The following is a 14,090-nucleotide window of genomic DNA, read 5'->3' as shown; positions in this document are numbered from 1 at the left end:
CGCGTCCATGCGGCCGGCCTGGTTCCTATCAGCGGTCTGCGGACGCCCCCGCTCCCGGCGACAACACCCCCCGGATCATCAACGACAGGGCAGGAAAGTCATACCAGGACCGGCGACCCGGCCCCGACCATCGAGGCCTACCAAACATGGTAATGGGGTAAACAACTTCACAAGCAGCAACGGAGTTGCGGATTGAGAGATTGGAACAGATACCGCCAAGAGGAGGTGCCTGAAGTTGCGTGGTTCGATGAACTTCGATCATGTACGCCGGGTCGTTCGTCAGGTGAGGTCGGCCATGGGCTGGCGGCGCGTGACGGCGTTGGTGTTGGCCGCGGCCATGCCGCTCACCTGTTCGGCTTCCGCCGCAGGGGTGACGGGAACATCGGTCGGATCCGGGATTGTAAGCGGTTTCAGTGATGCTCCGGTCACAGTCGTCTCCGACGGCAAGGTCGTGACGGATTCCACGGTCGTCGCCGCGGCGGCATCCGCGTACGCGAACGCCGGCGGCAACGTGACGACGGTGGCGGACACCGGTTCCGCCTCCAGCGACGGCACCGCCGCTGCCGCCGATGGTGCGGACACCGGCAACGGTACGAACGGCAACGACAACACCGATGATGCCGGCGCTTCCGGCAATGCGAACGGCGCGTCCGGCGACTCCACCGGTGCGGACGGTCAAGATTCCTCCGCGCAGAACGATACGCAGAGCGGCGCGCAGAACGATGATGCGACCACGCAGAGCGAGGGGGCCCAGACTTCCGACGCGCAGCCCCAAGCCGCCACGAGCGCGCTCGGCGGCCGCGACTACGAAGGCCAGGTCACCAAGACCATCAACGGTAAGACCTACATCCTCATCGGCAGCGAGCAGCAGCTGCGCGCCATCGGCTCGGACAAGAAGGTCGTCGGCCGCATCGTCAAACTCACGCAGACGTGCGTACGCAACGGCGCATTTGATTATGCGTGGCAGGACGATACGTCCACCGAAACCGTGGAATACGCCGGCGATGCGGACCTTGCGGCCGACGGCACCCTACGTCAAAGCGGCGCCGACGACCACGACCATCCGCTGCTGGCATGCGGCCTCGCCGCCATCGGAAGCACCCGCACCAAGTACTACGCGCTCGACGACGCCGGCAACCACACCGACGTCTCCAAGGCCGTCACCGACAAGACCTACGCGAACAACGAGAACTACATCATCTTCCGCGACATCGACCTCGCCTCCGCGAACTGGACCCCGCTCATGTTCTCCGGCACCATGCTCGGCGCCGTGAGCGCGGACACCGCCACCGCCGGCACCCTGTGGAGCACCATCGGCACCGACGGCGTCAGCGTCAACGAGAACGTCGCCAAGCCGGTCATCTCCCACGTGACCGTGCGCCAGGCCGGCACGATCAACCAGAAGGAACAGTCCGGCGTCGGCTTCTTCGCCACCATCAGCAGCCCGGTGAGCATCGCGGAAGGTGGCATGAGCCTCACCAGCGCGGGCACGACCACCGTCGACAACCTGCGTCTCGAACACGTCGACGTCTCCAACACGGCGACCGAAACCGAGGAGGTCACCAGTCTGGTCGACGCGCTGTTCAAAGTGCTCAGCGGCCTTCTCGGGGCCTTGGGCGGCATCGTCGACTGGGCGACCCATCTCATCCCGGGAATCAACACGAATCTTAAGGGACTGCTCACCGATCTGCTCACCCTGCGTGCCAAAGACCCGAGCCTGTTCGCCACCGGCGCATTTGCCGGACGCGTCGTCGGGCAGGTGCGCATCAGCGACTGCGACGTGGCGGACGCGAAGGTCTCCAACACGAAGGGCATGACCGGCGGCTTCGTCGGCTATTCGACCGGCGAGACCGAATACGAGCTGCTGTCCGACGTGCTCGGCGGCGCCGTGAACGTGCTCGACAAGGTGCTCAACGCCATCCCCGGCCTCGGCCTGGGCGACCTAGTCACCTGGCTGCTCAACGGCAACATCCTCAAGGTCAGCGAGCTCATCCCCATCGGCTACAAGAACCCGGTCATCACGAACAGCACGGTGGACGGGTTCGCCAAGGGCACCGTCATCGGCAACGACGACTCCTCCTACGCGGGCGGTTTCGTCGGCGCGCAGATCGGCACCATCATCGAGGACTCCTCCCTGACCAGCGCCAACGCGTTCACCGTGAAGGCGAAGAACTACGCGGGCGGTTTCGCCGGCGTGACCCGCAACGGCGACATCGGCGGCCTCGTCAAGTCGCTGGGCATCGACCTGCTGTCCGCATTGCGCCCGCAGAGCCTCGTCCAGGGCAGCTCCATGAACGCGACCGGCGGCGTCACCGTCACCGCACAGCACTACGCCGGCGGCTTCACCGGCGCCATGGCGAACTCCTACGCCGTCAACGATACGATGACCGGCAGCGCCGACGTGACCGCCACCACCACGGGCGAAAGCAACGACACCGCAGGCTACGCCGGCGGCTTCACCGGCTACGCCTCCGTCGGCTGGGGCCTCGAACTCGGCACCGAGGACGCGACGGACACGTCCCTGGTGAAGAACCTCGTCACGCTGATCACCAACCTGACCAGCGACGCCGAAGGCGGCATGCTGCTCTCCGTCGCCGGAGTCAACCCCTCCGCCATCCTCGGCACGGACATGCGCGCCTCGATCACCGTCACATCGAAGGGCGACTACGCGGGCGGCGTCACCGGAGCCGGATCAGGCACCATGATCGCCGATTCCAGCGAAACGAACCTCAACACCCTCTCGTACTGGAAGTACGATACGACGCTCCACCCGCGCCGCGCCTACCCGGCCCAGCGCGGCACCACGATCGACGGCCTCGCCAAGGTGCACGCCGCAGGATCCTACGCGGGCGGCATCGCCGGCACCCTGCAGCCGGTCATGGTCGCCGGCCTGCTCAACAGCATCCTCGAGGTCGGTGACACAAGCCTGAAGCATGTCGACCAGTTCGCCACCTTCCTCGTCCAGAACGTCACCCTCACCGGAGACAAGAACGGTCTCGCCGTCACCGCCGGAACCAACTACGCGGGCGGCGCCATCGGCTGCGCCACAGGCGGCGACGTCACCGGCGTCGCGCTCGCCAATCTCGGCAAGGTCTCCGCCAAGGCCGAAGCCGGAGGCTTCATCGGCTTCTCCGGTCCGGGCAAGGCGGTCGGCGCCTCCAGCCTCGACGTGCTAGGCCTCATCAGACTGTCCGGACTGCTGTCCGTGGCCGAATACTCGTCCGTCGACGTGCGCACCGCCTCCGTCGCCGGCATCGACAAGGGCTTCACCGTGGCGGCCACGGGCGTGAGCGAAGGCAGCGACCCCGGCACCTATCCGGCCGGCGGCTTCTACGGCCAGGCCAACTCCACCGACACTGCCGACGCCCACGTGACCAACCTCGCATCGGTCACCGCGGACGCCTCCAAGACCGGCGGCATGGCCGGCGGCTTCGTCGGATACTCCACCGTGGGCGGTCTCGCCGAGGCGATGACCGGCGCCGGCGGCTCCGACGTCATCAGCCTCCTCAGCGTCGACAACCTGCTCGGCGCCGTGCCCTACCTCATCCCGCACTACATCTACACCGACGTGAAGTACGTCAACGGCGGCCACGTCGAAGCCGACAAGGCCGGCGGCTTCGCCGGCAGCTTCCAGAGCGGCCGCGTCAACAGCCTCACCGACAAGGAGCAGGAGGACGCCACGCTCGTCGCCCTCGTCGACAAGGCCAAGGCCGATCCGTTCGCCGTCGTCAACATCGACCATGTGACCGGTGGCGCCTACGCGGGCGGTTTCGCCGGGCAGGTCGTCTCCGGCGCGCTCGCCTCCGCCGGCGAGGGCGGTCTGAGCGTGCTCGGCAAGCTCAGTGGCGTGAGCGTCGCCAACGTGCTGTCCCTTGCACAGGCGTACGTGCCGTTCGTCGTCTACGCGGGCGTCCGCTCCGACGCGACCACCGTCATCGGCGAGGCCGACGCCTCCGCCGACTACGGTCTGCTCGTCACGGCCCGCCGCCTCGACTACGGCGACACCAACTCCGGTTCCGCCGGCGGTTTCGCCGGCTACGCCTCCGCCGCGCAGATCTCCAGCTCGTCGGTCACGCAGCTGCGTCGCACCGACGTCAAGGCGCCCGCCGACCTTGAAACCACGGACACGACGCAGATCGCGAACACCTATCTCAACGACAAGGCCAGCCAATACGCAGTGGACGGCGCACGCTACGCGGGCGGATACATCGGCAAGATCGACATCGGCTCCACCGCGGCCGTGGCCGACGGCATCAGCCTGCTCGGCGGCAGCATCAATCTGAATGACCTGCTCAGCGCGCTCGACGTCATCGTCTCCACCGTGGAACAGTCCGACGTGACCGGCGGTATCGGCGGCTATTCGGTGCGCGCCAGCGACACCTCGGACGCGGACGACCCGCTCGGCATGGCCGGCGGCTTCGTCGGCGACCTCGAAGGCGGTCACATTCAGCAGTCCGACGCGCACGAGTTCGTGTACATCATCGGCCAGATCTCGGCAGGCGGCTACGCGGGCACCATGCAGCCGGGCGCCGTGGCGAACGTGCTCAAGGACGCCAACGTGGTCGAGAAGATCGTCAACGTCGACAACCTCCTGTCCCTCGTGCAGGACTTCGTGCCCACCATCCGCAACTCGTCCACCGACGCGGCGATCTGCGGCGGCGCCGTGCGCGCCCAGGCGGTATCCGTCGAGAAGACGCGCCGCGGCATGGCCGGCGGCTACGTGGGCCACAACCGAGGCGGCCACATCTGGGGCATGGACACGCGCGACTGGTCCAGCATCCGCGGCAAGGACGTGGACAAGCCCACGCCCGAAACCGCGTACGCGGCGCGCATCCGCAGCGTGTACGGCCAGGAGATCGCAGGCGGCTTCACCGGCTTCATGGAAGCCGCGGACACCGCCGACGGCGGTTCGATCAGCCTGCTGGGCAAACTGGTTGCCCTCGATAACGTGCTGGGCGCGCTCGAACTCGTCTACCCGACCGAAGAGCACACCAAGGTCGACGGCCCGCTGCGCAACGCGAGCATCGACCAGTGGAACACGTGGGTGAACAACACCGGCAAGTACGGCGCCTATGGCAAGGAGTTCTCCGACGTGCTCAAGAACGGCACGACCGGCATCACCACGCAGGAGCAGCTCGACGCCTATCTGAAGGACTACGCGTACGGCTTCAACGTGGTCGCGGGGCGCGCCGGTTCCGAGGCCGGCTCCCACCTGCGTGACTCCGGCGTGGCCGGAGGCCACGTGGGCATCATGCGCACCGGCACCATCACCGACGGCCAGTCGTGGGACGTGAGGACCGTCTCCGCCATGCGTGCGGCCGGCGGCTACGCGGGCACCATGGAATCCGGTTCGGCCGCGCGCTTCGGCAGCGTGAGCCTGCTCGGCCTCGACGTCGACCTCGGATCGCTGGTCACCACGCCGCAGGTGTTCGTGCCCGTCATCAAATCCTCCTCCGTGACCGGCTACCGCAAGGGCATGAAGGTCGAGGCCACCGGCGTGGCCATCACGAACGGCACCGGCAACGCCGGCGGCTACGTCGGCATGGCCGTGGGCGGCCAGATTTGGGGCGACCGCGACTCCAACGGGGACGCGCTTGACGCCGAGACGAACCCGGGCGCCACCGCGGCCGGAGCGGACGTGGCCAACCTGCGCAAGGTGAGCGGCCACAACAACGTGGGCGGCTACGTCGGCATCGCCACCTCCGGCGCCACCGCCGGCGTGGACACGAACGACACCTCCGACGGCATCCTCGGCGACCTTCTTGATGGACTCGTGGGCGACCATTCCGTCACGGCAGCCAACCCCGCCGGCCTCATCAGCGTGCTGCAGGCCACGGTCACGACCATCCGCGGCGCGCACGTGAGCGCCGACAGCAGCGAATGGGGCTTCACCGTGGAAGGCGGCGCCTACCAGGACGCCGACGGCGCCACCGCCTACGCGCTCAACGCCGGCGGCTTCGCAGGCTCCCTGCAGGCCGCGATCCTCGGCGACCGCGACTCCGCCAAGGGCACCGGCACCGCCGTGGACACCGCGAACGACCCGGCCGAAGTGACCGTCACCGGTCTGCGCGGCGTGGAGGGCGGCCAGTACGCGGGCGGCTTCGTCGGCCTCGCCGACATCTCCTCCGTCGCCTCCGTGGGTGGCGGCGAAATGGGCGACAACAACGAGCAGCAGGTCACCGACCTCCTGTTCAAGCTCCTCAAGGTGGGCAACGTGGGCGTGCTCGAAGCGTTCCGCACGTTCATCTACGACGGCCGCGTCACGGGCGTCGCCGACGGCATCCAGGTCAAGGCGCGCACCGCCACCATGAAGGGCATGCTCGACTCGAAGCGCTTCACCGGTTCGGCCGGCGGCTTCGCCGGCGGCGTCATCAACGGCTCCGTGAAACAGTCCAAGGTCGAGAACCTCAACAGGGTCGAAGGCGTCAACAACGCGGGCGGTTTCGTCGGCCACCTCGGCAAGTCCGGCACCGTCTCCGCCGACAAGGCGCAGCTCGGCAGCGACCTGTTCAACCTGCTCGGCCTCACCGCAGGCGTGCTCGAGATCTGGGGTTCGCACGTGGACGGCTCCTCGGTCACCGGCATTTCGGCCGGTTACACGGTCGACGCCACGCATGGCACCGCCGACTACGGCAAGGGCTCGGAGACGGCGACCGGTCGCGAGACGGCCGGCGGCTTCGTCGGCTTGGCCGACCTCGCCCGCGTGAAGGACTGCGCGGCGGACAAGCTCAAGAAGGTGACCAGCGGCGAGATCGCCGGCGGCTTCGTGGGCGAGACCAAACGCGCCTACCTGGTCGACGTGGAGGCGAACTCCGTGCTGCTCGACGTGCTGCTCAACGTGGTCGACGCGCTCGTCAAACTCCTGTACGTGCCCGAACTGGAACGCGTCGGCGTCATCGACATCGGCGCATGGTTCCCGAACATCGGCAAGATCTTCAATCTCAAGGTGCTCGCCGACGGCGACGTGCTGTACGTGAACCTGTTCGGATTGAAGATCGGCGTCTCACTGGCGCAGCCCGATCCGGACAATCCGAGCGAATCCGACGTGGCACGGGTCACCATCGGCGACTCGGTCATCGAACTGCCGTGCAGCAAGGACGGCATCGACAAGAACGCCGCGAGGAAGAACCTCAGCATCCAGCTCATCAAGGGCAACCGCACGCGCGTCGAAGCGTCCGGCGCCACCGGCATCACCGACGGCTACGACGTGTTCGGCGGCGGCGCCACGCAGGACTCCGATGGCACGCAGGACCTCGCCACCGGCTATGCGGGCGGTTTCGCCGGACTCAACGACGAAGGCGTGCTCGCCGACGACCACATGGTGCTGGCGGACGTGGTGCGCGGCACCAGCGGACTCGTGGACCCGTTCTCCTACACGGTGCTCAAGTCGGTGTGGAGCTTCAACTCCATGAGCGACATCCTCGGCCCCGTGAAGGTGAAGAACACGGACGGCACGACCGAAACCAGGTACAACACGTACCGCGTGTACCGTGCCGCGAACACGAAGCTCACCGAAGCGACGACCAAGGCGGGCACCCACATCGCCGACCGTGCGGCCGACGCGGACGGCACCGCACTCGACGCCTACACGGTGGCACTGTTCAACCCGGTCAACACGTACGACGGCGACCACGCCAACAGCCAGGCCGCCGGCGACGACAAGACCAAGTGGATCGGCATCAAGGACGCCGTCCGCTCCGGCGACGGCGCGACCGACGAACAGCTCAAAGCGTACGCGTCGGCCGCGAAGGCGGTGCTCATGCTCGACAAGGCCGTGACGGACAACAACGGAGGACTGACGCCCGAACCGGACGACGGTCAGGACCCGTGCGGCAAGGACGGCTGCAAGACCGTGGACCTCACCCTGCAGAAGGTGTGGCGCAACGGCCAGCTGGAACGTCCCGACGCCATCACCCTCGAGGTGACCGCCACGTATACGAACGCCAAGGGCGAGCAGGTCAAGGCCGGGAAGCTCGCATGCTTCAAGGACGACTGCACCACCGAGGAGCGGGCCAACCCATTCACGGTGACGCTCACCGCCAAGGAGCACGGCTCCGCGTGGAGCGACACGTGGCGCACGAAGCTCACCGGCCTGCCGGTCGCCTTCGTCGACAAGGGTTCCGGCCCGAACGGCGAGGACGTGACGCGCTACTACACGTACACCGTCAAGGAGCTCAACATGACCTACGCGTCCAGTGACACGGACGGCAAGGCCGAGACGAAGACCCCGGCCGAGGCCGGCTACTCGGTGTCCGTTAAGTACGGCACGGACAAGGACGGCAAGTACGTGGCCACCGTCACGAACTTCTCGCCCCTGCCCGAAACCGGCGGCAACGGCACGCTTCTGTTCGTCATGCTCGGCGTGCTCATGCTCGCCCTCGGCACCGCATGGTACCTGCGCGCCAACCGCTTGGAACCGGTCACGGCCGGGGGAGCGGGGACCGCGTTGCCGGTCGGCCGCAAGCGCGGTCGGCACACCCGATAACCAGACTTCCCGCCGTCGCATGGCGGCGGGGCAACCAATGTAACCAACTCGAACCGGACCCGACCGGGCCGGTACAGGAAAGAGAAAGGAACAGTGATGAAGTCACTGATCAGGAAAGTAGCGGCGGGCGTCCTCGCCGCCGCCACGATGCTCGGCATCGCCGGCCTCGGCGCCACCACCGCCTCCGCCCAGGAGAACAACGGCAGCATCAAGGTGAGCAGCACCAACGCCGAGTTCGCCGGCAAGGAAGTCAAGATCTACCAGATGTTCTCCTACGATGCCGACGCGGTGAACGCCGGCACCGCGGACAACGGCGGCTACACGCTGAACAACGAGTGGAACCAGTTCTTCCTCAACAACAAGACCGAGTTCAATCTTGGTGAAGACACCACCGCCGACAACGTCGCCCAGCGTGCGTACAACTACGTCGCCGGTCTGAAGGATGAGAAGACCCAGACCGTCCCGTTCGCCAAGCAGGCCTCTGACTGGGCGAAGACGCAGACCACTTTGACCTCCAAGACCGCGACGGCCGCCGCCGCGGGAGACAAGTACACTGCCGAGTTCACCGGTCTGGCCTACGGTTCCTACCTCGTCAGCCCGGCCGCCGGCTCCACCGATACCAAGGATAAGCGCGGCACCGACGCGATGCTGTTCAACGTGCTGAACGGCACTCCGGTCGAGAAGGACCTCAAGAGCACCTACCCGACCATCGAGAAGACCGTCAACGACAAGAAGCACAACAGCGTCGAGATCGGCGATACCGTGAACTTCAAGCTCGCCTCCACCGTGCCGGACATGACCGAGTACACCAAGGGCTACACCTTCAAGTTCACCGATACCCTGTCCAAGGGCCTTTCGCTGAACGGTGCCGCCGAGGACGGCACGTTCACTCCGACCGTCAAGATTGATGAAACCACGCTGACCAAGGGCACGGACTACACCGCCACGTTCACCAAGAACACGACCACCGGCACGACCGCGCTTGAGATCAACATGACCGAGTTCAAGGCCAAGCACCAGGACGACGCCGGCAAGGCCATCACCGTCGAATACTCCGCCACGCTGAACGCGGACGCCCAGGTCGGTTCCACCGGCAACCAGAACGACGCGAAGATCGAATACAGCAACGATCCGAACGGCACCGGCACCGGCACCACCAAGGAAGACCACACCTACACTTACACCTTCAACTTCGACATCGAGAAGGTCAACGCGGCCAACCACGGGGAGAAGCTGGAGGGCGCCCAGTTCGAGCTGCAGAACGCTGAAGGCACCAAGATCAAGCTCGAGAAGGTCTCCGACGGTGTATTCCGCCCGGCCAAGAACGACACTTCCGATGAGACCGCCGCCACCGGCAGCGACGGCAAGCTGCAGTTCACCGGCCTCAAGGAAGGCACCTACAAGGTGAAGGAGACCAAGGCCCCGAACGGCTTCAACCTGCTCAAGGACCCGATCACGGTCAAGATCGAGGCCTCCTACGATGAGAACACCGGCATTCTGACCTCCTGGTCTGTGACCAACGGTTCCACCACCGCCGACGGCAAGACCCCGGTCATCACCGTCGAGAACAACAAGGGCGTCACCCTCCCTGAGACCGGCGGCATGGGCACGGTGCTGTTCACCGTGTTCGGCGTGCTCATCGTGGCCCTGGGCGCCGGCTGGTACGTGAAGTCCAACCGCAAGTCCCGCCACGCGGCCTGAGCCCGCGTCACACCGGTCCTCTCTGACGTTCCTCAAACAGGAGAGCCGAGAGGACCGGTCGTGAGGCGGTAGGGGAGAGGCCCGCCGTGGCCGGACGCGCAAAACGTTCCGGCCGGCGCTCTCCCCGCGCCATCGCCCCACGATCCCGCCTTCCCCCGGAAGGGAAGGCCCATGAAGGAGCCCTATGGTTAAGAAGCTGCGCGGTCTCGCGCCGTTGCTGGTCATCGTGATCGGACTGCTCGTCCTGTTCTACCCGACGATCAGCAACTTCCTCGTCATGAAGAACGCCTCGCGCGTCGTCAGCAACTACGACGCGGCCGTCGAAGCGCTCTCCGACGAGGAGTACCGCAGCATGATCGACGCCGCGCACGCCTACAACACCAGACTCGCCGAGGAAAGCTCCGGCACCACCAGCGCCCTCACCGGCGCGGTCGACACCGAAGCCACCGACGCCGAGTACATGAAGCTCCTCAACCTCGCCGGCGACGGCATGATGGGCTACATCACCGTGCCGCGCCTCAAGGAGACCATGCCGATCTACCACGGCACCGCCGAAAAGGTGCTGCAGGTCGGCATCGGCCACCTCGAACGCACGTCGCTGCCCGTCGGCGGCGCAAGCACGCACGCGGCCCTCTCCGGCCACCGCGGACTGCCCACCGCCAAACTCTTCACCGACTTGAACCTGATGAAAAAAGGCGACCGCTTCTACATCAGGATCCTCAAAGACACCTACGCCTACCAGGTCGACCGCATCACCACGGTGCTGCCGACCAACACCAAGGAGCTCGCCATCGACCCGGGCAAGGACCAGGTCACGCTCATCACGTGCACGCCGTACGCCGTCAACACGCACCGCCTGCTCGTACGAGCCCACCGCATCCCCTACACGCCCGCCATGGACGACGACTCCAAACCCACCTTCCACGTCGACATCCCCCTGCAGTACCTGCTGCCCAGCCTGGGCCTGATCGCACTGCTCGTCGGATGGCGCGTGGCCCAACACCGACGCCGTCGCAACACGGCCACGACGCCGGCCGCCAACCCCACACATGACACCCCTCGCACGAGCACAAGGAAAGGACCGGCCAGACATGGCAGACATGCATAAACACGCTCACCGCAGAGCGATCGGCATGCCACGCGCGTTGACGAGGCCGCTCCTCGTCGCATGCCTCGCCTTCGTCATGGCGCTCGCCGGCATCATCACGCTCGCCGCGCCCGTGCCAGCCGCTCGTGCGGCAGGCGCCGCGATCGGCTCGCTCACCGTCGACGCGCAATGGAACCGCGGGCAGGACGACACCGTGCCGCTCGCCGGCGACACCTACGCCATCGTGCGCGTCGCCTCCGCCGACCTTTCCGGCAACGGCACCATCACCGCGTTCCACACGCTCGACGCGTTCTCCCGCTTCGATGCCGACTGGGACAAGCTCACCTCCTCCCAGCTCAACGAGGTCGCCAAACGCATGGACTCCTACGCGGACGCCCATCACCTTTATGCCGCGACCGGCGTGACCGACGCGAACGGGCGTGTCACGTTCGCGCATCTCGACGTCGGCATCTACCTCGTCGCGCGCACGCACGTCACCGCCGCGAACACCAAGTACACGTGCGATCCGTTCCTCGTCTCCGTCCCAGACGGCAACGACCTCGATGCCGGCGCTCCCGCGTTGAACGTCACCGTCGAACCTAAATTCGCCGACAACGGCACCGTCACTCCTCCCGGAGACGACACCCCCGGCAATCCCGGACGCACCGCCACGACCGGCGCGAACATCGCCATGATCGGCATGCTCACCATCGCCGTCGGCGTCGCGGGCTGCGCCATCGCCACCATCCGCCGGCGCGGTCGGGCGCAAGCGTCGGCGGATGGTGACTGACCGGCTACTTGTGCAGGAACAGGCCGCCGTCGCCCCACGCCCACTCGCCCTGGCCCGCGCCGATCTGGAAGTGCAGCTTCGCGATGCCCAGATCGTTGAGCGCCCAATGCTCGTCGCCCGCCGCGGGGTCGATGTGCGCGGCCGCCGTGTCGTTAGTCGCGTTGTAGGTGAATGTGACCGGCTGGCGGTTCATCGCGCTCGGCGCCTTCATCGCCGCCTCGACGCCCGCCTTGAACCATGCCGGTGCCGCCTCGCGCTCCTCGGCGGACATGCCGGCCGTGAACTCGTCGAACGACTTCGTGGGGCGATGCGTGCGCTGGAACTCGGCCAGCTCCTCATACGATTTCGCCATGCGCTCCACGTGATGCTCCGGATGTCCGATCACCACGCCTAGGTACAGTTCCTCGCCGTTGCGGATGTGGCAGTGCCTCGCAGCCTCCGTCCGGTCCCAGCTGCCGGCCACCCACAGGGTGCCCAAGCCCCGCAGCGTGGCGGCGAGCACGGCGCGCTCCGCATAGAAGCCCGCACGCTCCTTGGCTTCGTCGTCGTCCTTCGGGCCGACGACGGCCAGATAGTTCGCCGCGTTCGTCAAATGCCCGGACGCGTTCGCCTCCGCGAACACCTGGGGACGGTCGCGCACCAATTGCAGATGCACATCGCCCAGCAGGTTGAGCGGGGCGAGGGCCATGTCGAGCTGACGGGCGGTGTCGTCGTCGATCGGCTCGTCGTCGTAGGAACGGATGGCGGTGCGGATGTTCACCGCATCAATCAATTGCGTATGTTCAGCCATGGCTCCCATTATGGCACCGGTGAACGGCGACGTCCTCGCACGCCGATGACAAGCGGTTTCGGGTGGGACGGGGAGCGGGACGGGGCAATGAAACGGCGACGGGGCTTTTCATGGACCGTAATCGGTCGAAACGCGTCGATGGTGACTAGAATGACGTCTGTTGGGTAATTGCCGCGCCTGCGAGACACGGCGGCGCGTGCCTATCTCGAAGGAGAAGAAATGAAGAAGTGCAATCAATGCGGTACCGAAAACCCTGAGGGGGCGCGCTTCTGCCGCGGATGCGGCAAGCCGATGACCGACGCCGCCCCGGCGGTCCCGGCAGCGCAGGTTCCCGCCGCTCCGGCTCCGGCCCCGGTTCCTGCTCCCGCGCCGGCGGCTCCGGCCCCGGCGGCACCGCAGTACGCGGCTCCGGCACCGCAGCCGGTCCCCGCCCCCGTCGCCCCGCAGCAGTCGCATCTCACCTACCAGCAGCCCGCTCCCGCCGCCCCGGGGGCCCCGGCGGCCCCGGCCGCTCAGGGTGATGCCGGCAAGGCGTTCTTCGGATGGCTGCTTGAATCGTTCAAGACCCCGTCGCGCAAGTTCGCCAACGTACAGGTCTGGTGGCCGATCATCCCGCTCGTGTTCAACGGCCTGCTCATGGCCCTCACCGTCTACATGTGGCAGAGCAAGGCGCTCAGCGCCGCCACCAGCGTCGGCAACGGCATCCTCGGCGAGTTGGGCTCTCTCACCGGCACCTCCACGCCGCAGGTCAGCGCCAGCGTGCCGATCGGCGAACTCATCAAGGGCTGGATTTCCTATTCCGCGCTCATCTACCTCGTGGTGCTCATCTGTCTGCTCGGCCGCAAGCTCATGGGCGACCCGATCTCGTTCGCCGCGCTGCACGCCGAACTCGCGCAGAAGTTCATGCCGATGGTGGCCCTCTACTTGGTGGCGTTCCTGTTCGCGCTCATCGGCTCCGGCATGATCGTGCTCTCCGTGCTCCTGTTCATCATGGGCATCCTGTACATCCTCGCCGCGCCGGGCGCAATCATCGCCCAGGGCACCCCCACCCGCAAGCTCGACAAGACCTGGCTGTGGATCTTCGGCGTGCTCATCGGCGGCCTGATCCTGCTCGTGTTCTTCCTCATCGTCGGCATCTCCGGCGCGGCCTCCGCCGTGTCGTCGTTCAAGTCGATGTTCTGATTCGAGTCCCGTCGCCGCGCCATCCAACCGCGTGCAAACGTGTGTACGACATGTG

General features: G+C 66.6%; 7 protein-coding genes. 5 read left to right on the top strand and 2 right to left on the bottom strand.

Annotated features, from left to right (window positions below):
* Window positions 1-279 precede the first annotated feature (279 nt).
* Window positions 280-429 carry a hypothetical protein gene (locus AC1AYR_RS11115; RefSeq protein ID WP_476512624.1) on the bottom strand — a complete coding sequence of 50 codons (150 nt, stop codon included), beginning with the start codon at window positions 427-429 and terminating at the stop codon, window positions 280-282.
* A gap of 400 nt (window positions 430-829) precedes the next feature.
* Between AC1AYR_RS11115 and AC1AYR_RS11110 the strand changes: the two genes are divergently transcribed.
* The 4 genes from AC1AYR_RS11110 to AC1AYR_RS11095 all read left to right on the top strand — a co-directional run bounded on the left by AC1AYR_RS11110 (window position 830) and on the right by AC1AYR_RS11095 (window position 12,063).
* Window positions 830-8,485, top strand: a complete 7,656-nt coding sequence (locus tag AC1AYR_RS11110) for an LPXTG cell wall anchor domain-containing protein (RefSeq protein WP_476512626.1) — start codon at window positions 830-832, stop codon at window positions 8,483-8,485.
* A 96-nt stretch (window positions 8,486-8,581) separates the two neighbouring features.
* Window positions 8,582-10,186: a SpaH/EbpB family LPXTG-anchored major pilin gene (locus AC1AYR_RS11105; protein ID WP_476512623.1), complete on the top strand. Its 1,605-nt coding sequence runs from the start codon at window positions 8,582-8,584 to the stop codon at window positions 10,184-10,186.
* 184 nt (window positions 10,187-10,370) lie between these two features.
* Window positions 10,371-11,294 carry a class C sortase gene (locus AC1AYR_RS11100; protein ID WP_476512622.1) on the top strand — a complete coding sequence of 308 codons (924 nt, stop codon included), beginning with the start codon at window positions 10,371-10,373 and terminating at the stop codon, window positions 11,292-11,294.
* Complete coding sequence (locus AC1AYR_RS11095) at window positions 11,278-12,063, top strand: isopeptide-forming domain-containing protein (protein WP_476512621.1); 786 nt, start codon at window positions 11,278-11,280, stop codon at window positions 12,061-12,063. Before AC1AYR_RS11100 ends, AC1AYR_RS11095 begins: the two co-directional genes overlap by 17 nt.
* A 4-nt stretch (window positions 12,064-12,067) precedes the next feature.
* Here AC1AYR_RS11095 and AC1AYR_RS11090 read toward each other — a convergent pair whose 3' ends face one another.
* Window positions 12,068-12,853 (bottom strand): nitroreductase family protein, encoded by a 786-nt coding sequence (locus tag AC1AYR_RS11090; protein WP_476512620.1) that lies wholly within the window; start codon window positions 12,851-12,853, stop codon window positions 12,068-12,070.
* A 219-nt stretch (window positions 12,854-13,072) separates the two neighbouring features.
* Between AC1AYR_RS11090 and AC1AYR_RS11085 the strand changes: the two genes are divergently transcribed.
* The gene (locus AC1AYR_RS11085) at window positions 13,073-14,035 is read left to right on the top strand and encodes a DUF6574 domain-containing protein (protein ID WP_476512619.1); all 963 of its coding nucleotides are present in this window, start codon (window positions 13,073-13,075) and stop codon (window positions 14,033-14,035) included.
* Window positions 14,036-14,090: the final 55 nt, after the last annotated feature.

This window comes from Bifidobacterium sp. LH_417, from assembly GCF_056357035.1.
Note: the sequence above shows the minus strand (reverse complement) of the source record. Positions and strands in the feature narration are given on the sequence as shown.

What these genes read in the sequence shown, in the direction of transcription:
- AC1AYR_RS11105 (WP_476512623.1), top strand. Translation starts at nt 8,582, where the DNA reads ATGAAGTCACTGATCAGGAAAGTAGCGGCGGGCGTCCTCGCCGCCGCC.
- AC1AYR_RS11090 (WP_476512620.1), bottom strand. Translation starts at nt 12,853, where the DNA reads ATGGCTGAACATACGCAATTGATTGATGCGGTGAACATCCGCACCGCC.
- AC1AYR_RS11085 (WP_476512619.1), top strand. Translation starts at nt 13,073, where the DNA reads ATGAAGAAGTGCAATCAATGCGGTACCGAAAACCCTGAGGGGGCGCGC.
- AC1AYR_RS11100 (WP_476512622.1), top strand. Translation starts at nt 10,371, where the DNA reads ATGGTTAAGAAGCTGCGCGGTCTCGCGCCGTTGCTGGTCATCGTGATC.
- AC1AYR_RS11095 (WP_476512621.1), top strand. Translation starts at nt 11,278, where the DNA reads ATGGCAGACATGCATAAACACGCTCACCGCAGAGCGATCGGCATGCCA.